The organism is Nocardia sp. CS682, assembly GCF_004634405.1.
In the GTDB taxonomy this organism is placed as follows: Bacteria; Actinomycetota; Actinomycetes; order Mycobacteriales; family Mycobacteriaceae; genus Nocardia; species Nocardia ninae.
Map to the genome: position 1 here is coordinate 7475062 of NZ_CP029710.1, position 26845 is coordinate 7501906.

Annotated in this window: 23 protein-coding genes; 15 read left to right on the forward strand and 8 right to left on the reverse strand. The window is 67.5% G+C overall.

Features of this window, described 5'->3' with window-relative positions; all coding sequences use genetic code 11:
- Nucleotides 1–19 precede the first annotated feature (19 nt).
- The 4 genes from DMB37_RS33855 to DMB37_RS33870 are packed head-to-tail and all read left to right on the forward strand — an operon-like array spanning nucleotide 20 to nucleotide 12754.
- Nucleotides 20–9190 (forward strand): neuraminidase-like domain-containing protein, encoded by a 9171-nt coding sequence (locus DMB37_RS33855; protein WP_206055063.1) that lies wholly within the window; start codon nucleotides 20–22, stop codon nucleotides 9188–9190.
- Nucleotides 9190–10455 carry a kelch repeat-containing protein gene (locus tag DMB37_RS33860; RefSeq protein ID WP_167769016.1) on the forward strand — a complete coding sequence of 422 codons (1266 nt, stop codon included), beginning with the start codon at nucleotides 9190–9192 and terminating at the stop codon, nucleotides 10453–10455. The genes DMB37_RS33855 and DMB37_RS33860 overlap by 1 nt, the downstream gene beginning before the upstream one ends.
- Complete coding sequence (locus DMB37_RS33865) at nucleotides 10452–11636, forward strand: kelch repeat-containing protein (RefSeq protein ID WP_135236149.1); 1185 nt, start codon at nucleotides 10452–10454, stop codon at nucleotides 11634–11636. The genes DMB37_RS33860 and DMB37_RS33865 overlap by 4 nt, the downstream gene beginning before the upstream one ends.
- The gene (locus tag DMB37_RS33870) at nucleotides 11633–12754 is read left to right on the forward strand and encodes a kelch repeat-containing protein (RefSeq protein WP_135236150.1); all 1122 of its coding nucleotides are present in this window, start codon (nucleotides 11633–11635) and stop codon (nucleotides 12752–12754) included. The genes DMB37_RS33865 and DMB37_RS33870 overlap by 4 nt, the downstream gene beginning before the upstream one ends.
- A gap of 4 nt (nucleotides 12755–12758) precedes the next feature.
- Here the strand turns inward: DMB37_RS33870 and DMB37_RS33875 are convergent, their stop codons facing one another.
- Nucleotides 12759–12956 carry a hypothetical protein gene (locus DMB37_RS33875; RefSeq protein ID WP_135236151.1) on the reverse strand — a complete coding sequence of 66 codons (198 nt, stop codon included), beginning with the start codon at nucleotides 12954–12956 and terminating at the stop codon, nucleotides 12759–12761.
- 61 nt (nucleotides 12957–13017) lie between these two features.
- Nucleotides 13018–13224, reverse strand: coding sequence for a CsbD family protein (locus DMB37_RS33880; RefSeq protein WP_135236152.1), 207 nt, complete (start codon nucleotides 13222–13224; stop codon nucleotides 13018–13020).
- Nucleotides 13225–13391: 167 nt separating this feature from the next.
- Between DMB37_RS33880 and DMB37_RS33885 the strand changes: the two genes are divergently transcribed.
- The 10 genes from DMB37_RS33885 (at nucleotide 13392) to DMB37_RS33930 (ending at nucleotide 18225) form a co-directional block, all read left to right on the forward strand.
- Entirely contained in the window at nucleotides 13392–13958 is a 567-nt protein-coding gene (locus tag DMB37_RS33885; protein WP_206055064.1) for an RNA polymerase sigma factor, read from the forward strand.
- Entirely contained in the window at nucleotides 13949–14551 is a 603-nt protein-coding gene (locus DMB37_RS33890; RefSeq protein WP_135236154.1) for an Asp23/Gls24 family envelope stress response protein, read from the forward strand. Before DMB37_RS33885 ends, DMB37_RS33890 begins: the two co-directional genes overlap by 10 nt.
- Nucleotides 14548–14925, forward strand: coding sequence for an Asp23/Gls24 family envelope stress response protein (locus tag DMB37_RS33895; protein WP_135236155.1), 378 nt, complete (start codon nucleotides 14548–14550; stop codon nucleotides 14923–14925). The genes DMB37_RS33890 and DMB37_RS33895 overlap by 4 nt, the downstream gene beginning before the upstream one ends.
- A 46-nt stretch (nucleotides 14926–14971) precedes the next feature.
- On the forward strand, nucleotides 14972–15289 hold the full coding sequence (locus DMB37_RS33900) for a hypothetical protein (protein ID WP_135236156.1): 318 nt from the start codon (nucleotides 14972–14974) through the stop codon (nucleotides 15287–15289).
- Nucleotides 15290–15387: 98 nt separating this feature from the next.
- Nucleotides 15388–15891: an Asp23/Gls24 family envelope stress response protein gene (locus DMB37_RS33905; RefSeq protein ID WP_135236157.1), complete on the forward strand. Its 504-nt coding sequence runs from the start codon at nucleotides 15388–15390 to the stop codon at nucleotides 15889–15891.
- Nucleotides 15892–16080: a hypothetical protein gene (locus tag DMB37_RS33910; RefSeq protein ID WP_135236158.1), complete on the forward strand. Its 189-nt coding sequence runs from the start codon at nucleotides 15892–15894 to the stop codon at nucleotides 16078–16080.
- Nucleotides 16077–16403: an Asp23/Gls24 family envelope stress response protein gene (locus DMB37_RS33915; protein WP_135236159.1), complete on the forward strand. Its 327-nt coding sequence runs from the start codon at nucleotides 16077–16079 to the stop codon at nucleotides 16401–16403. The genes DMB37_RS33910 and DMB37_RS33915 overlap by 4 nt, the downstream gene beginning before the upstream one ends.
- Complete coding sequence (locus DMB37_RS33920; protein ID WP_135236160.1) at nucleotides 16400–16936, forward strand: DUF6286 domain-containing protein; 537 nt, start codon at nucleotides 16400–16402, stop codon at nucleotides 16934–16936. The genes DMB37_RS33915 and DMB37_RS33920 overlap by 4 nt, the downstream gene beginning before the upstream one ends.
- Nucleotides 16936–17511 (forward strand): alkaline shock response membrane anchor protein AmaP, encoded by a 576-nt coding sequence (locus tag DMB37_RS33925; RefSeq protein WP_135236161.1) that lies wholly within the window; start codon nucleotides 16936–16938, stop codon nucleotides 17509–17511. Before DMB37_RS33920 ends, DMB37_RS33925 begins: the two co-directional genes overlap by 1 nt.
- A gap of 345 nt (nucleotides 17512–17856) precedes the next feature.
- A complete protein-coding gene (locus tag DMB37_RS33930; protein WP_135236162.1) occupies nucleotides 17857–18225 on the forward strand; it encodes an STAS domain-containing protein in 369 nt (122 codons plus the stop codon).
- Nucleotides 18226–18334: 109 nt separating this feature from the next.
- Here the strand turns inward: DMB37_RS33930 and DMB37_RS33935 are convergent, their stop codons facing one another.
- From DMB37_RS33935 to DMB37_RS33950, 4 genes are all read right to left on the reverse strand, one after another.
- On the reverse strand, nucleotides 18335–18778 hold the full coding sequence (locus DMB37_RS33935; RefSeq protein WP_135236163.1) for a response regulator: 444 nt from the start codon (nucleotides 18776–18778) through the stop codon (nucleotides 18335–18337).
- 70 nt (nucleotides 18779–18848) lie between these two features.
- Entirely contained in the window at nucleotides 18849–20573 is a 1725-nt protein-coding gene (locus DMB37_RS33940) for a CHASE3 domain-containing protein (protein ID WP_206055065.1), read from the reverse strand.
- Nucleotides 20570–21784 carry a PP2C family protein-serine/threonine phosphatase gene (locus DMB37_RS33945; RefSeq protein ID WP_240771774.1) on the reverse strand — a complete coding sequence of 405 codons (1215 nt, stop codon included), beginning with the start codon at nucleotides 21782–21784 and terminating at the stop codon, nucleotides 20570–20572. The genes DMB37_RS33940 and DMB37_RS33945 overlap by 4 nt, the downstream gene beginning before the upstream one ends.
- Before the next feature lie 385 nt (nucleotides 21785–22169).
- On the reverse strand, nucleotides 22170–22769 hold the full coding sequence (locus DMB37_RS33950; RefSeq protein ID WP_135236165.1) for a hypothetical protein: 600 nt from the start codon (nucleotides 22767–22769) through the stop codon (nucleotides 22170–22172).
- A gap of 465 nt (nucleotides 22770–23234) precedes the next feature.
- On the opposite strand from DMB37_RS33950, the gene DMB37_RS33955 reads away from it, so the two are divergent.
- Nucleotides 23235–25817, forward strand: a complete 2583-nt coding sequence (locus DMB37_RS33955) for an MFS transporter (RefSeq protein WP_135236166.1) — start codon at nucleotides 23235–23237, stop codon at nucleotides 25815–25817.
- 13 nt (nucleotides 25818–25830) lie between these two features.
- Here the strand turns inward: DMB37_RS33955 and DMB37_RS33960 are convergent, their stop codons facing one another.
- Nucleotides 25831–26169, reverse strand: coding sequence for a MazG nucleotide pyrophosphohydrolase domain-containing protein (locus tag DMB37_RS33960; protein WP_135236167.1), 339 nt, complete (start codon nucleotides 26167–26169; stop codon nucleotides 25831–25833).
- Between the two features lie 30 nt (nucleotides 26170–26199).
- Complete coding sequence (locus DMB37_RS33965) at nucleotides 26200–26760, reverse strand: superoxide dismutase family protein (RefSeq protein ID WP_135236168.1); 561 nt, start codon at nucleotides 26758–26760, stop codon at nucleotides 26200–26202.
- Nucleotides 26761–26845 lie beyond the last annotated feature (85 nt).

Genomic DNA, 26845 nt, shown 5'->3' on the forward strand with positions numbered 1-26845 from the left:
CAGCGGAATGAGGACATCGATGACATCCAACGAGGTTGTCGGGCAAACAGACTCGGTCACCGGCACGATCAGCGACCAGGACGGTCTGCCAGTCGCCGGGGTGATGGTGAGCGTAGCCGAGCGCAGGCTGCGTTCGGAGGCGCCGGTCGGCGAGAGTGTGACCGGCGCCGACGGCCGATACCGCATCGACTACGCGGCGGTGGGTGGGTCGGTCGGCGTGATCGTCCGGGCCGCGCACAACGGCGGACCTACTGTGGAATCCAGCCGCGAACCCACGGGCACTGGTGAGGTCGTCATCGATCTGCATCTTCCCGTCGATCGCAGGACCGAGTACACGACTGTGCGCGCGGCGGTCACCCCGTTGCTCGACGGAGCGACGATCGGTGGCCTCGGCACCGCTGACATAGGCCCGCTGGCCGCGGCCACGCGCCGTAGCCGGGAGCAGATCGAGGATCTCGCCACCGCCACCCGGCACGCCGAGGTGACAGGCCTGTCCGCCGAACTGTTCTATGGCGCACTGCGCCAAGGGCTGCCGCGTGATCTGGCAGAGTTCTCCGCGCGCTCGCCCGCCGAGATCGAAGCCGCGGTGGACGCCGCAGCGGCCGCGGATCTCATCGAAACATCCGACGGAGCAGCCGCGTTCGCGGCCGTTCTCCGGACCGAACAGGTGCGGGCTACCGTCGACCCGACGGCAAACGTTCCGGTGTCGCCGGTCGGCGCTTTGTTCGCCGCCGCGGTGACCGAACCCGACGCCCGCCAGCGGATGTACGCCGCGTACCTCGATGGCGACCCGTTGTCGGCCGAGTCGGTGGACGACCCGCAGACCGCGCGGCTGCGTCGCGCGTTCGAACTCCGCGGGCTGATCGGTGACAACCCACCACTGCTGGGGGAACTGCTGGCGAGATTCGACAGCGGCGAGTTCGGACACCTGCGCGACCTGGTGCGCCTCGACGGCGCATGGCACGAGCTGATCGAGCAGACCGACGGTGTGCCGCAGCAACTTCGAGCCTCGATTACTGGCTCGGACACGGCGCTGGCACTGTCGGACTCCGACCACGTCACCAGGTACGCGGACACCGTGCGAAGCAAAGTCATCGAGACCTATCCAACCGCGCACATCGCCTACGAACTATCGTCCCGCCCGGAACACGCGGAAACGGCCGCAAGCCGATTTCTCGCCGAGAACCCAGAGTTCGAGATCATCGGCACGCCGGTCAACTCGGCCACCGTCCCCGACGAGCAAGCGCGCGACGAACTCGGCGAGATCCAACGCACATTCAAGGTCGCCCGCCGCTTCGACGCCATGCAGTCATTGCGCGACAACGGGTTCGGCTCTTCGTCCGCCGTTGCCCGGTTGGCTCGCGACGCCTTTGCGAGCGCGGTCTGCGACGAGATCGGCGAAGCCGACGCGCACGCTATCCACGCCAGGGCGACCGAGGTGCACGCGGGCGCGGTCAATTTGATCGCCGACTACCGCACCGCAGCCCACTTCGACGTGCCGTGGCTGCCGAGCTTCGCACCGGCCGACCCGGCCGCGCCACACCCGATTCCGAACTGGGAAGAGCTGTTCGGCTCCGTCGACTACGGCACCTTCGACGACGCACACTCGGTGTACGGCCAGGCCGCGTACCTGGTCGACCTGCTGTACTTCCTGCGCAGGCTCGGCGGGGGCGACGACCGGCACGAGGGCACCGTGGCCGATGTGCTCTACGCACGACGCGGCGATCTGGTCGACGTCGACCTGAGCATCGACAACACCACCCTCGAGCTGCCCTGTGTCGATCTGATCAACGAGTTGCTGGAGTCGACCGTCGCGCCGACCACGGCGATCCCGCCGAAGCTGCGACAGAGCGACGGAGACGCCGCGACGCTGCGGATCCAACCGCAGCACGTGAACAACGGCGCTTACGAGAAGTTGCGCACCGCCGTGTACCCCTGGGATCTGCCGTATGACCTGTGGCGCGATCAAACCGGCTCCTACCTGGCGAGTATGGGGGTCACCCGGGTATCACTGCTCGAAACCATCGGCGCCACGCAGGATTCCCCGACCCTGCGTGCCGACGAGCGGCTCGGGCTCAATACTGTTGCCGCACAGATCGTCGCGGGCGAGCCGCTCACCCCGGCACGCACGCTCGCCGACTTCTACGGCAAGCCGCCTGCCACCGATCTCCTCACCGTGCTCGGTGATGTGCGGTCGTTGCTCGACGCGGGCTCGTTGCGGTACGGCGAGTTGACCGAGCTGCTCGACACCAGGTTCGTCAATCCCGGTGCCGCCCTGTCGATCAAGGCCGACGCGCGTTCACCGTACGACACCACGAAGATGACCCTCGTCGGCCTCGACCACGGCGCCCTCGACCGACTCCATCGGTTCGTCCGGTTGCAGCGCGCACTCGGCTGGTCCGCCACCACGCTGGACCGCGCGATCTTCGGCAGCAACAGTCGAGGCGAGCTGAACCGGGAGACGCTGCGAACCATCGGCGCGATGCGTAAAATCACCGCGCGCCTGGATCTCTCGGTCGACCAGGTGTCGACCTTCTACAACACGGTGGCGACCCACATCTACCGCACCGACGCCGAACCGCCGCTCTACGACCGGATGTTCCTTGACCCGTCGGTGGTGACCACGGTGCCTGGCACACGGAATCCATTCGCGCTGCGCGCCGATCGGGCCGAGTTGTCGGTGCTCGGTGACATCACCGACCCGACGGTGACCGCGGCACTGCTCGCGGTGCTGCAACTGACCGACGAGGATCTGGCCGCGTTGACCACCGGTACCCGCGCGGTGATCCCCAACCGGGTAGCGAATCTGGCCAACCTGTCGGCGCTGGTGCGCACGGTCACTCTCGCCTCCGCATTGTCGCTGTCCATCCCGGATCTGTTGCGGCTCATCGAACTCTACGGCGGCGGCGGCCCCTTCCCGATTCTGGCGGGCGTGTTCGCCAGGGGGCCGGTGGAGAACGAGGTGCTCGGTGGCGCGCCGATGCTGCCGACGGTCGGACAGCCGTTGCCCGCGTTCGCCATCGGTGTCGAGGGCGAGGTGTCCGGTGGCGCCCCGGTGCGTCCGCCAACTCTGATCGACACCGCACCGCCCGTGCCGATCTACGCGCAAACCGTTGTCACCGAACAGTTCCTGGACGCGGTGGCGGCGATTCAGGATGCTGGATTCACCATCCCTGAGGTGGATGCGGTGCTCACCGCCACGCTGCCGCCGCAGGGCGGGGTGATTCCGGATGACGAGACACTGGCGAGCATCCTCACCGTGCTGCGGTCGGCCTTGCAGACGGTGTATCTGGAGACCGCGCAAACCCTCGACGAGCGTGGCGACCTGACCAAGAAGCACCTTGCCCAGCTCGGCTGGGAACCGGCGCTCGCCCAGGACGCTGCCGCCACCTTGCTCGGAACCGTCACGTACACCGCGCGTGTGGAGTCGTTGCCCGACGAGGTGGTTTTCCCGCCGAAGGTGCCGATCCGCTACCACCGCGACGATCGCCTGCTGGTCTTCGCGGGCCCGATGACCAACGCCCAGCGCATCGAACTGCGCGCGGTGCTGCCCGGGAACGCGGCGTATATCGGCGCGGTGGAGGAACTGTACGACGCGCCGCGACGGTTCGTCCGGACCCGGATGAAGGCCCTGCGAGTTCCGGTCTGCGCGGCGCCGTTACCGCAGCTGCCGGTCGGCTACCAGATCCCGAAAGTTCTGGTGGGCAAGGTGTTCTACGACATCAACGACCACACGCTGAAGCTTCGCGGTTACCTGTCGAAGGCCGAGGCCGAAGCGTTGACGGACGCACCGGGCGGCGCGGGGTTGGCCACGGCGGTCGCCACCCTGCTTACCGTTCAAGACCTTCCGTTGTCGGCAGGAGACAGTAATACGTTCCTGACCGCCGGGGACGCCGTCAGCTTCTTCGCCGACGACACCCTGGGCCCCGCAGGCAGATTCCGTGTCGTGTTGAGCAAGCTCAACCCACTGCTGCGGCGCACCCTCAGCGAGATCACCATCAAGCAGCAGCTCGGCCAGGCAATCGGACTGGACGCCGCGACCGCCGACCGACTGCTCGGCGAATGGCTTCGGCCGACGCCCTCGTCGACCGTGCTCGAGGACTTCCTGGTACCGAGCTACGTCAGTAGCGATCGGGCAGTCTCGATGACCCGCAAGGCGTTCGGGCAGCAGTTCAGCTCACTCGCTCGAATCCACCGCGTGGCAGTGGTCGCGGCGAAGCTGGGGATCACCGCGCTCGAACTACCGTCACTGTTCCGCTATGCCGATCGAGTCGGCTGGCTCGACCTCAACGACCTGCCGTCGACTCAGATTGCCGGGCCCGCACCGTTGTTCGGCAAGTTCGTGCGGCTACTGGACCTGATCCGGCTGCGCAACGCCACGCCGGGCCGCAACCAGACACTGGCACTGCTGTGGGAGACCGCTGACCGCCGCGACGCGACACCCGCCGAGGTCGTCGCGGTGCTAGCCGCCCGAACCGGCTGGAACGCCGGAGATCTCGCCGGGCTGGCCGAGTTGCTCGGATTGTCCGCGGGGGCGCGCTTCCTCGACGTCGGCGCGGTGACCGTCCTCAACACCGCCGTCCGGATGCTGCGCCGCCTCGGTGTGACCGCCGACCGCCTCGGCTCCTGGCTGCACGCCGAACTCACCCCGGAGGTCGCCCAGGCCGCCTGGCAGGCCGCGAAAGCGCAACACACGCTGCGGGATTGGCCGGTCATCGCCGCGCCGATGCAAGACACGATCCGCGAACATCAGCGCAACGCACTGGTCTCCTATCTGGTGGCGAACCCGGTGCAGGCTGCCAACGGCACACCCCAATGGCACGACGCGTACGGCCTGCACGACTACTTCCTGCTCGACGTCGACATGGGCGCCGCGCAACTGACCACACGGATCGCCCAGGCCATCTACAGCGTCCAGCTGTTCGTGCAGCGGATCCAGCTCGACCTCGAGCCGAATGTCACCCTCGCCGCACCCGGCGATCTCGGGGTGTGGGAGTGGATGAAGCAGTACCGGTTGTGGGAGGCGAACCACAAGGTCTTCCTGTACCCGGAGAACTATTTCGAACCCGACCTGCGGCTGGACAAGACGCCGTTCTTCAAGCAGCTCGAAAACGAGTTGATGCAGCAGGAATCCGACACGGGCAGCGGCGAAGCCGCGATCGGCGGCTACCTGAAGCAACTGGAAGAGGTGTCGCGACTGCACCCCTGCGGCACGTACTACGACAAGAACACGAATGTGTTCTACGTCTTCGCCCGGACCGAGTCGAGCCCGCGGAGTTACTTCTTCCGCTCCTGCCAGTTGGTCTATCGGGCGGGGGGCTCGGGATGGACGCCGTGGCAGCAGGTCGACCTGGACATCGACACCGACAGCGTGCTGCCGGTCGTCTGGAACAAGCGGCTCTATCTGTTCTGGTTGACCTCCACCTACGAGGGCGCGCCGGTGGAGTTCGAGATGCCCGCGCCGAGGGACAAAATGCGGGATTCGCTCCGGGTGATGAAGGTCCAGCTCAACTGGAGCAGCTTCATCAACGGCGCGTGGCAGGCCAAGAAGACCGCGAAATCTCAACTGAGCGTTACACACAGCCCGTATTCGTTCATCGACGAACTGTCGCAATATCAGGTGTACGTGATTCCCGACGATGCGGCGGGCGATTTGTTCTTCGCCGTGGTGTACCGCGAAAAGCCGGAGACCGAACCAACGCCGGTGCGGGCGCGTGGTTGGTTCCGGGTCGACGCACGGGAGACGGTGAATGCCCGGGGCATGACGACGATCCAGCCCGACCACTACCCGCACCAGACTCCGATACCGGATCGCCCCGTCTTGAGCACGGTATACAACGAGTTCTACCTCGGCGGTACCGCCTTCACGACCATCAACACGGTCGACCCGCGGAGCCCGCTGACGCTCACGGTCTGGCGGAAAACCCCGCCCGGTCAGCAACGTCGTCTGCTGCACCCGCATCAGGAGTGGATCGGGGACATGAACGAGATGTGGAAGAACGTCTTGTTCTACACCGACAACAAGCGGGTATACATGCTGCAGGCGCACGTGGAGTTCATCTTCGACTTCCACTTCGTCATCCAACCGCTTTATCATCCGCATGCGAAATCGTTTGCCGGCCAGTTCGGTTCGGCTGGACCGGTCGGACTGTATCGGCGCGAATTGCAGACGAAGCCGGAGCTCTACAGCGGGCCGTTCGACTTCGCTGCGGAATACGATCCCGACTACTCGAACATCGGTGGCGAACTGCCCGTCGAGACAGTCGAATTCAACCGGGCCGACCCGTACGCGCCGTACAACTGGGAGTTGTTTTTCCATTCGCCGTTGCTGATCGCCGAGCGCCTCTCGATCGATCGGAAGTTCGAGGAAGCGCAGAAGTGGTTCCACACCATCTTCGACCCGCTGGACACCAGCAACGAGCCGGTGCCGCAACGGTTCTGGCGCACCAAGCCGTTCTTCCAGACGGCGGGCGACCCGTCCGAGCCGAACAGCGGCTACTACCAGCAGCGCATCGAGGAGGTGCTGCGGCGGGTTGCGCAGGGCACCGGTGAGCACAACGCGGTCGGACTGTGGATGCGCAATCCCTTCCAGCCCGACATAGTCGCTCAGCTTCGTACAACCGCCTATCAGAAGGCGGTCGTGATGAAGTACTTGGACAATTTGATCGCCTGGGGCGACCAGCTGTTCCGCCAGGACACCGGCGAGTCGATCAATCAGGCGGCGCAGCTGTACATCCTGGCCGCGGAACTGCTCGGCCGTAGGCCGGAAGAGGTGAAAGACCCCGCCCCGCCGCCTATCAAGAGCTTCCGCGAGCTGGCGACCCGCAACCGTCCGGTGAGCCCGGTCGTCGCGGCGGAAAGTCTGATCGCGCCGGGCAATTCGACCGAGGCCCCGGTCGCACCGGCCATCACCATCGGCTCAGGAATGGCCTGGTACAACTACTTCCACATTCCGCGCAACGAAAAGCTGCTCGGGTATTGGGATCTCGTCGACGACCGGTTGTCCAAGATTCGGTCCGGTCGCACCATCGATGGCGTCGCTCGCAAGCTGCCCGCCTTCGGGAATGTCATCGACCCGAATCTGCTCGTCCGGGCGGTCGCGGCGGGACTGGACCTGTCGTCGGTGCTCGACGACATCAACGCGCCGCTGCCGCACTACCGCTTCGGGCCGATGCTGGCCAAGGCCAAGGAACTGGCGGCCGAGGTCAAGTCGTTCGGCGCGGCGCTGCTGGCGGCACTGGAGAAACGGGATGCCGAGGCGTTGGCCCGGCTGCGGGCCGGCCACGAGAGCGCCATCCTGGACGCGGCAAGGAACGTGCGGGTGCACCAGGTCAGCGAGGCGAATCAGGCGCTGGCCGCGCTGGAGAAGTCCAAGCAGATCGCGGAGCACAAGAAGAAGTACTACAGCGAGCGCGAATTCATGAACGACGGTGAGAAGACGCACCGCTCGCTCACCACCGCGAGCATGGTCGTGCAGGGCGTGAGCGGCCTGTTCCAGGCGTCGGCGTCGGTGGCCGCGCTGTTCCCGGACGCCAAGGTCGGCCCACCGCCGACCACGGGAGCGACCTTCGGCGGCAGCCAGATCAGCAACTCGCTGAGCCACGCCGCGGGTGCCATCGGCACGGCCGCCGGGATCCTGAGCGCGGGCGCGGGTCTGGCCGCGACCATGGGCGGCTATTACCGGCGCGGCGAAGACTGGGCCTTTCAGGCCGGACAGGCCGACATCGAGATCGCGCAGTACGACCGGCAGGTCGCGGCGGCGACGCTGCGCAAGGAGATCGCCGATACCGAGCTGACCAACCATGACAAGCAGCGAGATCAGGCGCGTGAAGTCGACCGGTTCCTGCGCGGGAAGTACACCAACCGGGAGCTCTACGACTGGATGGTCGGTCAGCTGTCGACCAGCTTCTTCCAGACCTACCAGCTGGCCTATGACGTGGCAAAGCGTGCCGAGCGCTCCTATCGGCACGAATTGGGCACCGAAGACTCGAATTTCGTCAAGTTCGGGTACTGGGACAGCCTGCACAAGGGTCTGCTGTCGGGGGAGCGGCTGGTCGCCGATCTGCATCGGATGGACGCCGCGTTCCTCGACGCCAATGCTCGCGAGCTCGAGCTGTCCAAGCGAATCTCGTTGGCGCAGCTGGACGGCCGCGCTCTGCTCGCGCTCAAGGAAACCGGGCGCTGCTATGTGACGCTGCCCGAAGTGCTGTTCGACCTGGACACCCCGGGTCACTACTTCCGCAGGATCAAGAGTCTCAGCGTCACGGTGCCGTGCGTGGTGGGGCCATACACCACGGTGAATCTCACCGCGACGCTGACGCGGAGCAGTGTCCGGGTCGAACCGCGCTTGCCGGAGGGCAAGTACGCGCGCAAACGGCCGGGCCCGGATATCCGGTTTCGCGACTTCACCGGGCCGGTGCAGTCGATCGTCACCAGCACCGGACAGGACGACTCCGGCCTGTTCGAGACGAACCTGCACGACGAGCGGTTCCTGCCGTTCGAGGGTGCGGGCGCGATCAGCGAGTGGCAGTTGTCGCTGCCCGAGGAGTTCCGGCAGTTCGACTACGAGTCCATCACCGATGTGGTACTGCACCTGCGCTACACGGCCCGCGACGGTGGTATCGCACTGGGGGAGAAGGTCAGCGCCGAGTTGCGCAAGGCGGTCAACGACTGGGTGCACGCCGGTGGCGGCGCGGGCATGCTCCGGGTGTTCAGTGCCCGGCGCGAATTCGCCGACCAATGGCAGAGATTCTTGGCCACACCCGCCGACGGCACCGCGAAGGCCACCTTCACGCTGTCGAAATCCCGGTTCCCGCAACTATTTCGGCACGAGCGCTACAGCGTGACGAAACCGGAACTGGTGCTAATGCTTTCCCGGGACCTCGGGCCCGACGGCACCACCCGGCTCGTCGACTACTACGGAGAGGGCGAGCCGCTGATCGCCACCTTGGCCGCGGGTACCGGCCGTCCCGCAGTGAAACTGCTGCCCGACCCGACGCTGGGCGGCATGCCGCGCGCCGGATTCCCCAGCATCACCGCCGAAGTCGAGGACCGAGGTCAGGACTGGGGGGTCACCGTCCCGCTCACCGGCCTCGACCCGCACCTGCTCACCGCCGACGGACGGCTCGATCCGGATGCCGTCCTCGACCTGCTCCTGGTATGCCCGTTCACCGTGAAGGGAAAGAACTGATGAGACTTCCAGCAGATCCATTGCGCTTGCGCCCATTCCCGTCGAACCGGTATCCGGCCGCCGAAAATGCCGCTGTCGCTGCGATTTCGGGCAGCTGGGCGCCGACGACGGGCACCCTGCCGGTCGCCGGCTTCTGGGCCGAGCCGAACGACACCGCGGTCATGTCGGCCGACGGCGCCATCCTGCTGGCCGGCGGTGAGGACGGCCGCCGCAACCCACTCGCTCTTTCGGCACGGTTCGATCCCGCCTCCAGCACCTGGACCGCGACCGCGCGGCAGCTGAACACGGCCCGCAGGCTGCACACCCTCACGCGGCTTGCCGACGGCAAAGTTCTTGTCGCGGGCGGTATTACGGGCCCGGTCACGGTCCCTGCGCGCGGCACGAATACGGCCGAGATTTTCGACCCCGCCAATGGCGGCGGCTGGACCACGGTCGCGTCGATGAACGAGCCGCGGTTCTCGCACTCGGCGACCTTGCTCGCGGACGGCAGCGTGCTGGTGGCGGGCGGCTGTTCGGCGCGATCGGGCGACAGCAACCGGGCGCTGCGGTCGACCGAGATCTACAACCCGGCCGCGAACACGTGGACCGTCGCCGAGCCGATGAACGACATCAGGCTCGGCCATCCAGCGATCCGGTTGGCCAACAACAAGATTCTGGTCGTCGGCGGCGTCATCACCATCGGTCGCGGTCAATACGCGGCGCTCGGTTACTGCGAAATGTACGACCCCAAAACCGGACCCGACACCGGAACCTGGTCGACAACAGCGAGCCTGGCCGCGCCGCGCAAGGGTCACCAGGCCACCCTGCTGAAGGACGGCTCGGTGCTCGTCACCGGCGGCGACATCCCGACCTCGTCGTATTCGTCGACGATCCAGCCCTACAGCCAGGAGACCTGCGAACGGTTCCAGCTCAACGGCGACGGCGTCGGCGGCTGGCGGGCCGACACCGCCATGCCGTGGGGGCTGAGCCAGCACCGCGCCGTGCTGTTGCCGACCTCGGGCAAGGTCCTGGTGATCGGCGGCACCGACAGCGGTGTCTTCGACACCGGCTACACCGACACCATCCTGTACACACCCGGCGCCAACGGCGCTGCGGGCACCTGGGCGATCAGCGCCACCATGACCGTCGGCCGCTGGGCGGCGGCGGTCGCGGCGTTGCCGGGAGACAAGGTGCTCGTCGCGGGCGGCGTCGTGCGGTCCGGCCCGGCGGCCCCGACCCTCGGCGAGGACCTGCTCACCACGACGGCGGAGGTGTACACGCCATGACACGTTCCAGCACAAAGGAGTTCCAAGCGTCCGGCCGGGTAGCCGATGGTGGGACCTGGACACCGGCGAAAAATCTTCCGGTAGCGGTGAATTGGCAGTCACCGGACGAGAACGCCGTGCTGCTCACCGACGGCCGGGTACTGGTCGCCGGGGGCGAGGGCGCGAAGTTCGCGTCGGTATCGGCCGGTGCGGTGTTCGACCCGGTAGCGCGAGCGTGGACCAGTACCGGTCCGCTCGCGCAGGTACGTGCCGGGCACAGCCTCACCGCACTCGCAGACGGCACGGCGCTGGCTGTCGGCGGATTCCCCACGCCGCGCGTGTCACCCGCGGGTTCGGCAACTGCCGAACGCTACAACCCGACGGACGGCACCTGGGAGCCTGCGGGGACGATGACCGTTGCGCGCACGGCACATTCGGCCACTCGGCTCGCCGACGGCCGGGTGCTGGTGGCGGGTGGCCGCGCCGATCGGTCGAGCACGACAGGCACCTCGGCGTCGGCGGAGATCTACGACCCGGACGCCGAGACGTGGACCTCGATCGCGCCGATGAACGACGCGCGAGCGGCGCACCAAGCGGTACTGCTGCGCGACGGCCGAGTGCTCGTGATCGGCGGCACCGCCAACGTGGGCGGTGCCGGCTACACCGGTCTCGCCTTCTGTGAGATCTACGATCCGGTGGCCGACGCATGGCGGCCCACCGGGAGCATGGCCCGCCCTCGCTTCGACAACACGGCGACGGTGCTGCGGGACGGCACGGTGCTCGTCACCGGCGGTGGCTCGTCGGGGTGGATAGCGGGGTGGGTCTTCAACGCGCACCACGATTGGACGACCGAACGCTACAACCCGGTCACCGGCGCGTGGACCAGAGAGAGCGATTTGTCGTGCGCTCGCCTGTTCCATCGCGCCGTGCTACTACCGGACGGGCGGGTGCTGGTAATCGGCGGCGCCAATGCCTTCGGCCTGCTCACCGGATACCGCAGCGCCGAACTCTACGATCCACGCACCCGGAAGTGGCACCCGGTCACCGGAACGGCAACGGGACGTTGGGGATTCGGCGCGGTAGCGCTGGACGATGGCCGAGTGCTCGTCACCGGCGGCGTCGAACACATCGACTGGTCCGCCGACGACTGGGAACTCACCGCGAGCACCGAGATCTACACACCGGCGGAGGGGGAACAATGAGCACAGCGCTCGACGATGCGACCGACACCTGGACTATGGCCGGTGACCTGCCCGATGCCAACCTCGGGTTCGAAAACGACGACAACATGGTCGCTTTGAGCGAAGAGCAGGCGCTGCTCGCCGGCGGTGCCGACGCGGCCGCCACCGCGATCGCCGCCACGGCGCTGTTCGACCCGGCGACCGCCACCTGGACTACGGCGGAACCGATGGCCATCGGCCGTCGATTGCACACCGTCACTCGCCTGGGCGACGGGACGGTGCTCGCGGCGGGTGGGATCACCGGCCCGTACAAGTTTCCGATGATCGCGGTCGCGACAACGGAACGATTCGATCCGGTGACCGGGAAGTGGTCCGCGACCCGCACCGACATGGGGCTGGAGCGGTGTCTGCACACCGCCACCGTGCTCGCCGACGGTCGCGTGCTGGTTGCCGGAGGGCTGGCTGGTACGGCGCTCAAAACGACGAACGCGGCCGAACTGTACGACCCGGTCGCCGACAGTTGGGCGCCGACGGGTTCGATGACCGATCCACGCAACGCTCATCGAGCGGTTCTGCTCGCCGATGGCCGGGTGCTGGTGGTGGGCGGCGCGATCCGTGTCGACAACTACAACGTGGCGCCGTTGGCGTTCTGTGAAGTCTACGATCCGGAAACGGGTAAGTGGACCCCGACCGGCTCGATGGCCGTGCCGCGCACCATGCATCAGGCAGTGCTGCTGCCCGACGGGAGTGTGCTGGTCGTCGGCGGCACGAGTCACGGATGGGTCGCGGGTCCGGTGTTCGACAAGCACTCGCTGGCCACCACCGAGCGCTGGTACCCCATCACCGAACGGTGGGCGCCTGCGGCCGCGATGCCGTTCGGCCGCGACCGCTTCCACGCCGTCACACTGCGATCCGGCCAGGTGCTCGTCTTCGGCGGTGGCGACGAGCAAAGCCTCAACGCCGCATTCACCGCCACGGCGCGGTACGACCCGTACGCCGACACGTGGACCTCTGCGGCGCCGATGAGCTACGGGCGTTTCGACTTCGCGGCCACGCTTCTGTCGGACGGCCGCGTGCTCGCCGCGGGCGGCAGCAGCAGCAACGACCTGCCGAAGCTCACGGAGCTCTACACTCCCTAGCTCGTCAAGCCTTGTGCGACAAGATGTTCAGCACAACGACGAGGCCGACCACGATGGCGGCGCACGCGGCGACGGTCGCGACGACCGACTGTGTCATGGCGGCGACGCCGATGGTCAAGGCCAGGCAGGTGGCCGCGGCCAGCAGTGCGGTGCCCGGTTCGGCACCGGCGATTCTGGTCGGTCGATGATCGATCACAGTCATACCTTTGTTCGAGCCGGGCGGCGTGCGGCCGGATCAGCGGCCGCACGCCACGCGGGCCGGGCTATTTGCCCAGCGCGTTCTTCGCCTTGTCCACCGCGTCACCGATGGCGTCCTTGACGTTCTCCACCGCGCCCTTGACCGCGGACTCGGCCTGGTCCGCCTTGCCTTCGGCGCGCAGGTCGTCGTCGCCGGTCGCGTTGCCCGCGGCTTCCTTGGCCTTGCCGCCGAACTCGTCGACCTTGTTGCCGATCTTGTCGCTCAGAGACATCGAAACCTCCGCTGTGTCGCGGCACATCCGGGTTGGATGCACACGCTGTATAGACACGGCCCCCCAGCGAAGCGCACGCAGCAACCATTGAGACAACGATCACGTCATACTGGACGTGACGCTTTCCGATCCCCGGTGTCTACCTGATGAGCGGTGGAGGAGGTGCTGTGACCACGACAGAAACGGTTGCCGAGACCGCGCCTGACGATGCGACCCTGGTGAGCAGGGCGCGCGACGGCGACATGAGGGCCTATGAGCAGCTAGTGCTGCGCTATCAAGGACAGATGTTCCGCCTCGCGGTCAAGATGCTCGCCGACCGCTCCGACGCCGAGGACGTCGTCCAGGAAGTATTCCTCGGCGCGTGGCGCAGGCTGCCGCAGCTCAACGATGACGCCGCCTTCGTCGGCTGGCTTTATCGGATGACCACCAACCGCTGCTTGAATGTGATCCGGGCGCGTCGGCCGACGGTCGAGGTCGACCCGGAGACCACCGAATCGCCCCGCTCGGATACCCAACCCGAGCATGCCGTTCAGGTGAGCACCCAACTGGAGGCGCTGAACGCGGCGCTCCAACTGCTCACGCCCGAACAGCGCGCCTGCTGGCTGTTGCGCGAGGTGCACGGGCTGACCTACGAGGAGATCGGCGACATCGTCGAAGTGAACACGACGGCGGTGCGCGGCCGGATAGCCCGAGCACGAGCCCATTTGTCCGAGGTGATGAAACCATGGCGGTGAACGGAACGACAGAACAGGACTACCGGCTGCCCTGCGGCCGCGAGATCGAACATGTCTGGGACCGGCTCGACGCGGTCGAGGCGGGGCTCGGCGACGAACACGAGAAGACCTGCCCGCACTGCCGGTCGGCCAGGGACAGCCTGCTGGCTCTGCGCGCGGCGACCAAGGAACTGATCGATGAACCGGACCCGCCGCCGCCCGACCTGACCGGGCGCATCATGTCCGCGGTGCGCGCGGAGGCCCGCCGCGGCCGGACCCTGGTATTGCCCACCCCCGCGGCGGGCACGGTCGAGGTGAGTGAACAAGCCGTCGCCACCGTGCTGCGCTACGCCGCGGACTCGGTGCCCGGCGTACGTGCCAGGCAGTGCCGGGTGCGCCGCGTCGGGATGGGGATGGACGGCGAGACCGAGGTGGCGGTCGAGTTGGCCGTGGCCATCCGGTTCGGGCACACCACCGTCGGCGACGCGCTGCCACTGGTGCGCGAACGGGTCACCGCCGCGCTCGCCGCGCAGGTCGGTCTCGTGCTCACCACGCTGGACCTGGTGGTCGCCGACATCTATGCGGACGACGAGACGGGGGACGCGCAGCGATGACGACCGATGCTGTTTCCGAGGTGCGCATCGAGGCCCCGGTCGTCGCCGCGGTGGCCGCGCAGGCGGCGTGCGCGACGCCGGGCGTCATCCGCCTCGAACCCGGTGTGCGCGGGCTGGTCTCGTCGTTGGTGCGGGTCGGCAAGCAGCGCCTGACGAGCGCCGACCCCGCGGCGTCGGAGGGCGTGCGGGTGCGCCGCAGCGCCTCGGGTGCGCTGAGTGTGCAAGTGGACATAGTGATTTCGGCCGAGCGCGCCGCGGCGGTGATCGGTCACGCGGTGCAACAGGAGGTTTCGCGGGTGGTGTTCGAGCAGACCGGGCAGACGGTCGACGAGGTCTCGGTGTCGATTCTCGATATCGAGCCGGAACGGTCGTGAGCGGCGTGCGTCTTTTGCTGAACCGAGTGGATATAAGGGCGGTGCCGTGACTTCTACCAGCGACCTCATCGCCGTGATCCTTGGCGCGCTGGACACGATCGACGGTATTCGCCCCGCGACACCCCTGGGTGGGGAGAGCCCGGCCTGGTGGCCCTGGGATGCACGAGGTCTCGCTATCGATGTGGGTCCGGGCCGGGTGGAGGTGCGCGTCGCCGCGGCCGAGTTGCCGTTGCCGCCACTGCTGGAGAAGGCCAGCGAAGCCGTGCGCGCCGCACTCGCCCACACCGACTGGGCCGATGCCCGCCTACGCCTGGTGGTGGCCGAACTCGACGCCGGCGCGTTCGGCAGTGAGGGGGTTACCTAGCTCACACCCCAACGCCCGTGACGTTCCGGACCGGACAGGTGTCGATCTACCTGAAGGCGATATCCGATGCACCGCAAGGGAAATCAGGAGGAGCAACAATGAGCGCGACGACAACCACCGACAAGAGCACGGACAACAAGGCAGCTGCCGACAACAAGGCGCAGGCGAGCCGGGTGTCCACCGCCGGATCGTCGGACAAGGACAGCAAGCTGGTCAGCGACCAGGGCACCACCTCCATCGCCGACATCGTCGTGCAGAAGGTCGCCGGGCTTGCGGCCCGCGAGGTGCGCGGCGTGCACGACCTGGGCGGCGGGGCCGCGCGGGCGTTCGGTGCCATCCGGGATCGCATCCCTGGCGCGTCCACCAATGTCGGCCAAGGGGTTTCGGTCGAGGTCGGCGAGACGCAGGCCGCCGTCGATTTGGAACTCGTCGTCGAATACGGCGTCGCCATCGCGGAATTGGCGCGGGCGGTGCGCCGCAACGTGATCAACGCGATCGAGCAGATGACCGGGTTGGACGTGGTCGAGGTCAACATCAACGTCAACGATGTCTACATCCCGGGTGACGACGATGAACCCGAGCAGAGCAGCCGGGTGCAGTAGATGAGCGCCACAGCGATCTGCCTCGCGGTCGGTCTCGCGCTCGGCTTCGCCGGTGCGTTCGGCGGCTTCGGCGCCTTCACCATCGTGCTGCTGTTCGCCGTGCTCGGCCTGCTGGTCGGCCGCTGGCTGGACGGCGAACTCGACCTGGCCGGGTTGCTCCAATCGGCGCAGGGCAAGGGCAGACGATGACCACCGCCGTCGTCACCGACGAGTATCCCGGCGTGCTCACGGTCGCGCCGCGCGCGGTCCGGCGGATCGTCGAGCAGGCCGCCCGCGAGGTGGCCGGCGTGGGTGCCGACGTGCGGGTCGACGCCGAGGTCTACCCGGACCGCACCACCCTGGCGGTCCGGTTGCCGATCAGCTATCCCTCGCCGATCGGCCGGGTGACCGAGGCGTGCCGCGCGCACCTGGCCGGCCGGACGCGTGAGCTGACCGGCCTCGCGGTGACCGCCATCGACATCGTGGTGACCGAGCTGACCACCGAAACCGTTGCGGGAAGGAGAGTCCGGTGATCCGCAGGCCGCGCCGGGTCGGTCCGGCGATCCTGGTCGCGGCGCTGCTGCTGGCCGTCTGCGTCGCGGTGGCGGTGTCGTTGATCCAGCGCCTGGTCGGCGCACACGAGTTCGTTTCCTACGACTCCGTGGCCGCCGATCTGCACGGGATGCAGTGGCACGACATGCCGGTGCTCGGCGTGGGTATCGCGGCGATGGTGTTCGGCTTCGTGCTGCTCGCGCTGGCGCTGTGGCCCGGCCGGGCCGCGGTGCTGCCGCTCGCCGCCGACGACGGCATCTCCGCCGGGGTGACGCGCGGGGGACTGCGCACCGCCCTGCGCAGCGCCGCCGGCACGGTGGACGGCGTCAGCACCGCCCGAATCCGGTTGCGCCGCAAAGCGGTCAAGGTCTCCGCTCGCACCGATCGCGCGGGCGCCGAGGGCCTGCCCGAGGAGATCTGCGAGCGGCTCACCCGCCGCGTTCAGGAGATCGGCCCGCAGCGGGTGCGCCACGTGCGGGCCAAACTGCGGGGACCGAAGACGGGAGAGGTGTGATGGTGCGAACCAACCGTCCGGCCACGTTGAACCGGACCCTGCTCGGCCTAACCGGCCTGCTCTTGCTCGCCGCAGGCCTCCTGGCCGTTGCCGCGCACTACGGGCGGCTGCGCTGGGTCCAGTCCGACGACACCGTGGTTCCCGGCACCGACGCACCGCCGACCTGGGTGCTGTGGGCTGCGGTCGCCGTCGCCGTGCTGGTCGCCCTGCTGTGCCTGCGCTGGCTGCTGGCACAGGTGTTCCGGATGCCGAAGTCGGTCACCTGGCGGACCGGCGGCGCCGAATGGGCAGGCACCACCGTGCTCGCCTCGTCGACCGCCGCGGCCCCGGTCGCCGCGGATATCGAGAGCTACCCGGGCGTGCGCACCGCCTCGGCCTGGTTGTCCGGCGAGCGCACCGCACCGGAACTGCACCTGATCGTGACCGCCGAGGCGAGCGCCGACATCACCGAACTGCGTCGCAAGATCCTCGGCCACGCCGTCACCCGGCTGCGTGAAGCATTGGAGGTCGAAGTGATTCCCGTGACATTGGAGCTGGACTTCGCCGACGATCGCCGTCCCGCCCGAGTGCGCTGACGATCGACCAGCTGCTCGCGCGACTCGGCACGATCGGCCAACCTCAGGCGGTATCAGGCCAGTTGGGGCCTGCGATCGCCGGAGACTGCGCCGACTTCGCACGGTCGGTTGCCGAACCGGCACGCCGCAGGTCCAGGCGGGCGCAACAACCGAGGTCCGACTACGGTAGTTTGGCGAGTTGGATCATCTCCGCGCCGTGTTCGGGCGGGCGGAGGGTCGACGCGTCGGAGGTAGCGAAGTGGCGATGCCAGGCAACCGGTTTGGTGTAGCAGGCTCAGGTCGGTCGAGCCGAGGTGGAACGGCGCCCGCTGGCGCCGTGTGCGTCGGTATCGAGGAGGACGCCCGATGAGCGCGGACGGAAAGGCGAAGAGCCTGGAGGCGGACGTGCGGTCGGTGGATTCCACCCGGATTCTGTCCCTGACCGGGGAGATCGATATGGCCTCCGCTCCGCAGTTCCAGGCTGCGGTGGATGAAGCCCTGCGGGATCAGCCGAACACGCTGGTTGTAGACCTGTCCCTGGTGGAATTCTTCGGCTCCGCCGGATTGAGCGTGCTGCTCGTCGCCGCGGAGGCCCTGCCATCCGGCCAGCTGCGCGTGGTGGCCTCGCCGCCGGTGCGCCGCCCGATCGAGGTGACCGGCTTGGACAAGCTGCTCAGCGTGCACAACACCGTGGACGACGCGCTGTCCGTCGAGGAACCGCGCCGCCCGGCTTAGGTTCGAGCGGAACCGCCGAAGGCTGGGATAACCGCAGCCTGAGCCGGAAATACGTAGCCGGGGCTGGATCAACGTTGCCGGGGGCTGGGGCAACGCTGTCCGGCGCCGATCAGCGGTGTCGAGGAAGCCGGACGACCTGGACGAAGAAATCGTCGATGTGCTTGATCGCCGCGACGAACTGGTCCAGGTCGACCGGCTTCGTCACGTAAGCGTTGGCGTGCAGCTTGTAACTACGCAGGATGTCTTCCTCGGCCGCCGACGTGGTGAGCACGACCACCGGGATGTGCGACAGATCCGGATCCGCCTTGATCCGTTCGAGCACTTGACGGCCGTCGTATCTCGGTAGATTCAGGTCGAGCAGGATCAGGTCCGGTCGCGGTGCCTCCGCGTACTCGCCCTGCCGGTAGAGGAAGTCGAGCGCCTCCTGTCCGTCGTGCGCGACGTGCAGGGTGTTGCCGATCTTGTTGTCCTCGAACGCTTCCCGAGTCATCAACTCGTCGCCGGGATCGTCTTCGACGAGCAGGATGTCGATGGGCTGAGCGGGGATGGACAAAAGCAATCTCCTTGTGGTGTGGCTGAGGCACGTTGAGGCACAGCCGGTTCGGTGAAATGGTAAAGCGGAGTCAGCTCGCCGGGCTGGGTGAGCTGGTGTGCTCGACCGGACTGGTGTCGCCGTTCGCGCCGGCGTCGCTGAGGGAAATGGTCTCGCTGTACGCGGTGTCCTGCCCGGCCTCGCCGGATGAGCTCGAATCGCCGGTCGGCTCGGAGTCGCTCGCTGCCACCGGCGAATTCAGCGTGAACCAGAAGCGGGTGCCGTCGGTGTACTCGGTGTCGAGCCAGATCTTCCCGCCGTGGTGCTCGACAATCTTCTTGCACAGGGCGAGTCCGATACCGGTGCCGGTGTACTCCTCCCGGCTGTGCAGCCGCTGGAAGATCACGAACACCTTCTCCCCGAACTCCGGTGGGATGCCGATCCCGTTGTCCGACACCGAGAACAGCCACCCGCCGGTGTCGCCGTCCGGCGCACACGCGAGCCGCACGACCGGCGACCGATCGGGCGCGCGGAACTTGATCGCATTGCCGATCAGGTTCTGCCACAACATGGTCAGCAGGGTCGGATCGCCGGTGATCTCCGGCAGTTCGTCCGGGCGTTCCAGCGCCAGATCGTTGTCCTCGGCGGCCGCAGCGAGATTGGTCATCGCCTTGTCCAGGGTCTGGTCGAGACTGATCGGCACGTTGCCATCGATGACCCGGCCGACCCGGGAGAACGTGAGCAGATCGTTGATCAGCACCTGCATGCGCTTGGCGCCGTCCACCGCATAGGCGATGTATTGGGTTGCGCGCTCGTCCAATTGGCCCGCGTACCGCTTCTCCAGCAGCTGGCAGAACGCGGCGACCTTACGCAGCGGCTCCTGTAGATCGTGCGAGGCCACATAGGCGAACTGTTCGAGTTCGGAATTGGAGCGGCGCAGCTCCGCGGTCTGCGCGTCCAGCTCGGTCGTCTGCTCGGCCAGTACCGCCTCCTGGACGCGGGAGGACTCCAACTCGGCGACGACCCGGCGGCGCATGCTCTCCACCGCCTCCGCGACGGTGGCCAGGTCGGCGGGTCCGTGCGCGGCGATGTGGTGGTCGAAGTCGCCGTCGGCGACGCGCAGCGAGGCGGCCTCCAGATAGTCCAGCGGCCGCGCGACCAGCCTGCGCACCAGCAGCGTCAACGCGATCGCGGCCAGCAGGAACGCGGCGACCATGCTCGCCAGCACGGTATCCCGCACGTCGCGAGTGCTTTCCAGCTCGGCGCGTTCCCGGTCGATCTCGGCGGCGAGGTCGGCGTCCTGCTTGGTGAACAGGGTGCGGACGTTGTCGAAGGCCGCTTTGCCCCGGGCAGCCGCGGGCCCGTCGACGGCGCCGGTGCCGCGCGCGGCGACCGCAGCGGTCAACGGTTCGGCATAACCGGCGCGCCACTCGTCGGCCGCGCGTTCCAGCGCGTCGAGGTCGGCGAGTAGCTGCGGGCGGCCCGCGAGCAGCTCACGGATCCGGGCCGCGGCCCGCGCCTCCACCTGCTTGCCCTCGTAATACGGTGCGAGGAACTGCGCGTCGGCGGCGATGGCGTAGCCGCGGATGCCGGTCTCCTGGTTGAGCAGCGCGCTTTGTAAGCGGTAGGTCTCGGCGGTGGCGGGGTGCAGCCCGTCCACCATCCGGTCGGCGACCCGGTTGGTCTTGGTGAGTTGATGGGCACCGATCGCGGTGCCCACGATCACCAGGATCACCATGAGGGCCAGCACGAGCATGAACCAGCCCTGCACGGTCAGCCGACCGGCGATGGACTGCTTCCTGGGGGATGTCGTCATCGATTGTCCTGATTCAGGTCTCGGTGATGCCACTGCAAGTACATGACCGCCACGTCGTCCTCGAGGCCGCCGTGCGACTCGGCGAGCGCTTCGGCACGCCGGATCAGCTCGTCGACGAACGCCGAGGGCTCGGCGGCGGTGACGGTGCGGGCCAGCTCCAGCAGGCCCTCCTCGCCGAGGCGTTCCTCGCCAACGGCGGTGTGCCCCTCGAACAGTCCGTCGGTGAACAGCATCAGGCCGGAGCCGACGGGCAGCGTGATCTCGTGGGTGGTCCAGTCGGCGCGGCCGGGCAGGAAGCCGAGGGCAGGACCGCCCGGCACCTCGACCCAGTCCACCGCCGAGCCGGTGCGTAACAGCATGCCGGGATGCCCGGCCCTGGTCACCAGCACGCGATGGTCGTCCGGGCACAGGGTCAGGCTGGTCAGGGTGGCGAAGATCTGCTTGCCGGTGCGTTCGGCGAGCAGCACCTCCTCCAGCAGCCGCAGCTGCCGGATACCGGAGATATCGCTGAGCACCAGGGTGCGCCAGGCCAGCCGCAGCGCCACCCCGGTCGCCGCCTCGTCCGGGCCGTGGCCCGCGACATCGCCGATCAAGGCGTGCACGGTGCCGTCGGCCTGCTGTACGACGTCGTAGAAGTCGCCGCCGAGCAGGGCGTTGGCCCGGCCGGGGCGATAGCGCGCCACGATGTCGACCGCGCGTTCACCGCGCAGCAGCGGGGTCGGTAGCAGGCCGCGTTCCAGTCGGGCGTTCTCCTGCGCGCGCATCTGGCTCGCCCGCAGCGCTGCCGCGGCGCGTTCGGCCTGCTTGCGCTGGATGGCGTAACGCAATGCGCGACCGAATAATTCGGGCTCGATCCGCCCTTTGATCAGATAGTCCTGGGCGCCTGCCGCCACCGCGGCCAGCCCGATCTGTTCCTGGTCCAGCCCGGTGAGCACTACCACCGCCACCTGGTCGGTGTATTCGCGCACCGTGGCCAGCGCCTCCAGCCCCTGCGCGTCCGGCAGGTGCAGGTCGAGCAGCACGCAATCGGGTAGCTCGACGGCCAGACGCTCGCGGGCCTCGGCCGCGGATCGGACCCACCGCACGGGCAGGCCGGGTGCGCCGTCGGCGATCAACTCCTCGACAAGCAGGGCATCGGCCTGATCGTCCTCGATCAGCAATACCGATAGGTCCGGCCAGTGCCAGACGGCGGCGCGCTCGGGAGGACGCACCGGAATCGGAGCTGCTCCGGGGGCCTTGCCGTCGCTACCGCCGAGAAGGCTTACGCGCCCACTCTGCCCGGAAAGCATCGACTCGGGTCTCCTTCCAATCCGCGTCAACTACTCGGTCGCCGTGACACACGACTAACGCGGAGTACCCACAATCGCGAAGCGCACCCTCCGGGCCTTGTACCGCACGACGCGACAACATTACCGTCCCGAAAGAGTGGGTCCGGCCGCCGACCGGATCCGCGGGTGTGGTGCACAACTCGATTCCTCCCGTGATCGACGCAGCTCACACCCGCTGAGGGTGGGTCTGCGCTGGAGGTTGCCGTTGATCATCGACCGTGCGGCTCGGCGCGTCGGGCGTGCTGAATCGCCGTGCTGCGTCTCGGCGCTAGCCGGCGCGCCAGGTGGTGAAGTCGAACTCGAGGTATTGCTCAGCGGCGGAAGGGATGTGCGTGAGCGTGAGATCGGCGAGGTTGCCCTGGTCGGTCTGCACGCAGAGGTGGCTGTCGAGGAGCAGGTGGTAGACGTTGTCGAGAGTTTTGGTCCAGGCGCCGGGGGCGATCGTTGTGCAGCGGTCGAGGCCGGCGTCGGCGCGCGGGATGGCGAAACGCGCGGCGCCGTGGGTCATGGCGTTGAGGGAGTCGCCGGTTCTGGACGGGCTCATGTCCACACCGGGCTCGTTCTGATCGCGGATCTGCCCGGTATCCAAGTCGATTCCCTCGACGTTGGCGATCCTGCGTTTCACACCGTGCGCGACCGAAGGCGGCGCGGTGGTCGTGGGCCGCGCGGACGGACCGGCGGAGGTGGCGGGACCGGGGCCGCCGGACGCACTGGGCGCCACCGACGGTGCATTCGAGCCCGCGCACTCGGCGACACCGACGACCACCGCGAGCACACCCGCGACGCTGCCCACGATGGTCCAGAACAGCGCCGAGGTCCAGAAGTGGGTCGCGCCACCGTTGCCCGGTGCCGGTTCGTTGTCGGGCATCTGCTGCTTCCCCCTGTCGCCGGATGCTGGTCCTTGCCTGCGACAGGCGAACCGCAGCCCGCGCCGCAGAAGCTGCCTCGCCCGCGGCGAGACACGAAAGACCTTACATAGCAAGCGGCTATCCGGATGCGAGTTTCGGTCAACCCCACCCGTGCTGGCAGTCGGGCAGCGCGCCGCTGTATTGTTTGCTTCAGCAACTAGTTGCTCGGATCGAGCAAGCCTGCTGGTGAAAAAGGGGAGGGCCCACGCCCGTTGGCGGCCCGCAGCGCACCGGTATGCTCGCCGATCTGTCGCACGCTGAGAGTTCTACCAGCAGTAGTACAGAGCAGATCGCTTGTCGCACAAGGCTCGGCCGCGCGCCGGGCCGACCCACTCGACGGCCGCGCAGGTGCTCGCGGCGGCCGGCGAGGGATACCCGTGTTCGAGGACAACGCCACAACACAGCCGACCAGAATCAGGGCGCACATGACGAATTCCACCACCCAGGCAATGCCGCCGGGCCTGGAAGCCGGCGAGGGCACGGCACTGTCACACCGGCAGATCATGACCATTCTGTCCGGCCTGTTGCTCGGCATGTTCCTGGCCGCGCTGGATCAGAACATCGTGAGCGTGGCGATCGTGAAGATCGCCAACGACCTGCACGGCTTCGATGAACAGGCCTGGGCGACAACGGCTTACCTGATCACCGCGACGATCACCACGCCGCTTTACGGCAAACTGGCCGACATCTATGGGCGTAAGCCGTTCTATCTCACGGCGATCGGGCTGTTCATCATCGGCTCGGTGGCCTGCACCTTCGCCGCCTCCATGTATCAGCTCGCCGGCTTCCGCGCGTTCCAGGGGCTCGGTGCGGGCGGCTTGATGTCGTTGGCGTTCACCATCATCGGCGACATCGTGCCCGCCCGCGAACGGGTGCGCTACCAGGGCTACTTCATGATCGTCTTCGGTACCGCCACGGTGCTCGGCCCCGTGCTCGGCGGCTTCTTCTCCGACTATCAGACGCTCGGCGGGATCGACGGCTGGCGCTGGGTGTTCCTGGTGAACGTGCCGGTCGGCGTGCTCGCGTGGCTGGTCGTCGCGAAGGTGCTGAACGTGCCGCACCAGCGCCAGCGTCATCGCATCGACTGGTTCGGTGCGGTGGCGCTGACGATCGGCGTGGTGCCGCTGCTGGTCGTCGCCGAGCAAGGCCGACACTGGGGTTGGGGTTCGCACCGGTCGCTGCTCTGTTACGGGATCGGCGCCTTCGGGTTGCTGCTGTTCCTGCTCGTCGAGTTCCTGATGAAGGACGCGGCGCTGATTCCGTTGCGGCTGTTCAAGAGTTCGACGTTCAGCGTCACCATCGCGGGCGGGTTCATCGTCGGCGTCGCCATGTTCGGTGCCATCACCATGGTGCCGCAGTACTTTCAGGTGGTCCGCGGCTTCACCCCGACCAACGCGGGTCTGCTGATGCTGCCGCTGGTGCTCGGCATCACGATCGGCGCGCAGCTCGCCGGGCGGATCACCAAGATGACCGGTCGCTACAAGATGCTGCCCGTGGCAGGCACTTTCGTCATCGCGGTCGGCTCGGCGCTGTACGCGCAGGTGCACTACGACAGCCCGCTGTGGCAGCCGCTGGCCTACGGTGCGGTGATCGGGCTCGGGCTCGGCGGCTGCATGCAGACATTGATCATCGCGGCGCAGAACGCGGGCCCACGGTCGGATATGGGGGTATCCACCGCGTCGGCGACGTTCTTTCGGCAGATGGGTGGCACCCTCGGTGTCGCCGTGTTCCTGACGATCATGTTCAACCTGTTGCCCAACAAGATAATCGACGCGTTCGGCGGACAGTTGCCGCTCGAGTTCGGGGCCGATCAACTCACCGGTATCCAGAGCAACACCAGCGGCATCGAGTCACTGCCCGATGCGTTGAAGGTGCCGATCCTGACCGGGTTCACCGACTCCATGCATGCGGTGTTCTACGTCGCGGCCGCAGTGGCGCTGTTGGCGTGCCTGGTGCTCACGTTCATGAAAGAGATTCCGTTGCAGGATGCCCCGGTGCCCGTCGCGGCGGCGCCGACGGCATCGCCTGTCGCGGAGTCGAGTTGGGACGAGGATCAGGTCTGGGAGGGTGCCGCGCAGGTACTTTCGGAACCCGAGCCGGCAATGGCCGGGGCCGTCAGCAGTCACGCCTCCGAGCACCTCGGCAACGGCTCGCACCAGTTCGCAGTGGCGGCAGCCGGTTCCGCGGTCACCGTGCTGGAGGCAGACGGATTCGCCGGCGACGACGACGGCACGATCGGCGGGCATATTCGCCGCGAAGACGGTCATCCGGTGCCCGGCGCCACGCTCACCCTGATCGACCAGCGTGGACATCAGGTGTCGCGAACGAGCGGAGATGCCAAGGGCGGCTACCTGATCGGCGTACCCGAGGGCGGCAGCTACGTGCTGATCGTGTCGGCCACCGGCCACCAACCCGCCGCGGTCACCGTGTCCGTGGGCCAGCGCCCCCAGCGCCTCGACCTCACCCTGCTCGGCTCAGGCGAGGTGTCCGGCGTCGTCCGCTCGGCCAGCCGCGGCACACCGCTGGCCGGTGCGACCGTCACGCTGGCCGACCTGCAAGGCGACGTGGTCGGCACCGCAGTCACCGCCGCCGACGGCACCTACACCTGCCACGGCATCGTCACCGGCACATACACATTGGTGGCCGTAGCCGAACACATGCGCCCCACCGCAACCACCCTCACCGTGCCCGACACCGGCCTGCTCCGCCACGACATCGAACTGGCCGCCATGGCAGTGCTCACCGGCGTCGCACTATCCGAGGACGGCCGCCCGATCCCCGACGCCCAGATCAGCCTCCTCGACGCCACCGGCGATGTGACCGCCACCACCCGCACCGACGACAACGGCCATTACCTGATCCCCGACCTGCCCCAGGGCAGCTACACCATCGTCGCCCGCGGCTACCCTCCGTCCACCAGCCAGGTCACCGTCACCGGTGGTGAAGTCAGCCACAACGTCGAACTCGCCTACCATCAGGATGATTCACCTAGCCGGACCCAATCCTGACACCTGCACCTGATCAAAGGCCCGGCTGATTATCCAGCCGGGCCGAAATGGTTTCCTCGAGCTCACCCATCGTCTTGGTGAACACCGTCGCGAGATCCACCTCGTACCGATGGGCCAGAATCAACACCGACCAAAGGCAGTCGGCGAGTTCATGTTCTAGTGCCGCACGCCCGCCGGGCATCGATCGGGTGCCCTCGGCCGCCATGACCAGTTTCGCGAGATCGCCTACGTCGCCGACGAATCCGAGCATGAAGTCCGCCCGGTTCCACGTCCGCCCTCGCTCGGCGAGGTTGAGTGCGTCGTAGAGGTCGTGAATCGCTACGGCCCGGGCTTGCAGTTCTGCTATGTCCACCTCATCTGTCTACCTGGGGGAGCGGAAGGACTAGAGCGGGACGCTCAGGCAGGCGACGCGGGCGCCGGCCATGCCTGCATTGCCGTCCGTGGTGTCGGTCTTCTTCTCGTGCACGACGATCGAACCGGCTTTGCCCTTGCGGAAGGTCCAGTCGACGATGGAGACCTGTGTCGCGTTGCCGTTCTTGTCGGTGGTGAAGTCGAGCCAGAGCTCGTTTCGCGGGTTGGCATACCTTGCGTCCATGGACATTTTGTCCTTGGCGTTCGGGTCCTCCACGTTCTGGTAATGGAAGCCGGAGTCGGCCGGCTTTGCGCCACAAGACTTCACGTGTGCGTGTGAGCCGTAGACGCGGTTGGGGAGGAGGCCGCGGACGGTCAGGATGGCGACGGTCTTCTCGTCGTAGTTGCCGATGACAACCCTGGCATGACTGCCGACCGGAGCCAGCGTCTGGTCGTGGGTGACGGCGACGGCGCCATCCTGCCAGGGCTTGAAGGTGCCCTCGACGACGATGGGCCCGTTGGCATTCGCGGGTGCTGCCGGGATCAGCAGGGCGGCGGCGATCGCGCCGAGTAGGAAGGGTTTGGAGTTCATGTGATCAGGCTCCGCCGGGCCGACAAACCCCGTCAAACGTTTCCATCTGGGGATTCTCGAGGGCATCCCGGCCACCGACTGAGCG

Bases quoted from the DNA above. Each gene is read 5' to 3' on its own strand.
- DMB37_RS33855 (WP_206055063.1), top strand. From the start codon at position 20: ATGACATCCAACGAGGTTGTCGGGCAAACAGACTCGGTCACCGGCACG.
- DMB37_RS33860 (WP_167769016.1), top strand. From the start codon at position 9,190: ATGAGACTTCCAGCAGATCCATTGCGCTTGCGCCCATTCCCGTCGAAC.
- DMB37_RS33865 (WP_135236149.1), top strand. From the start codon at position 10,452: ATGACACGTTCCAGCACAAAGGAGTTCCAAGCGTCCGGCCGGGTAGCC.
- DMB37_RS33870 (WP_135236150.1), top strand. From the start codon at position 11,633: ATGAGCACAGCGCTCGACGATGCGACCGACACCTGGACTATGGCCGGT.
- DMB37_RS33875 (WP_135236151.1), bottom strand. From the start codon at position 12,956: ATGACTGTGATCGATCATCGACCGACCAGAATCGCCGGTGCCGAACCG.
- DMB37_RS33880 (WP_135236152.1), bottom strand. From the start codon at position 13,224: ATGTCTCTGAGCGACAAGATCGGCAACAAGGTCGACGAGTTCGGCGGC.
- DMB37_RS33890 (WP_135236154.1), top strand. From the start codon at position 13,949: ATGGCGGTGAACGGAACGACAGAACAGGACTACCGGCTGCCCTGCGGC.
- DMB37_RS33895 (WP_135236155.1), top strand. From the start codon at position 14,548: ATGACGACCGATGCTGTTTCCGAGGTGCGCATCGAGGCCCCGGTCGTC.
- DMB37_RS33905 (WP_135236157.1), top strand. From the start codon at position 15,388: ATGAGCGCGACGACAACCACCGACAAGAGCACGGACAACAAGGCAGCT.
- DMB37_RS33910 (WP_135236158.1), top strand. From the start codon at position 15,892: ATGAGCGCCACAGCGATCTGCCTCGCGGTCGGTCTCGCGCTCGGCTTC.
- DMB37_RS33915 (WP_135236159.1), top strand. From the start codon at position 16,077: ATGACCACCGCCGTCGTCACCGACGAGTATCCCGGCGTGCTCACGGTC.
- DMB37_RS33925 (WP_135236161.1), top strand. From the start codon at position 16,936: ATGGTGCGAACCAACCGTCCGGCCACGTTGAACCGGACCCTGCTCGGC.
- DMB37_RS33930 (WP_135236162.1), top strand. From the start codon at position 17,857: ATGAGCGCGGACGGAAAGGCGAAGAGCCTGGAGGCGGACGTGCGGTCG.
- DMB37_RS33940 (WP_206055065.1), bottom strand. From the start codon at position 20,573: ATGACGACATCCCCCAGGAAGCAGTCCATCGCCGGTCGGCTGACCGTG.
- DMB37_RS33950 (WP_135236165.1), bottom strand. From the start codon at position 22,769: ATGCCCGACAACGAACCGGCACCGGGCAACGGTGGCGCGACCCACTTC.
- DMB37_RS33955 (WP_135236166.1), top strand. From the start codon at position 23,235: ATGACGAATTCCACCACCCAGGCAATGCCGCCGGGCCTGGAAGCCGGC.
- DMB37_RS33965 (WP_135236168.1), bottom strand. From the start codon at position 26,760: ATGAACTCCAAACCCTTCCTACTCGGCGCGATCGCCGCCGCCCTGCTG.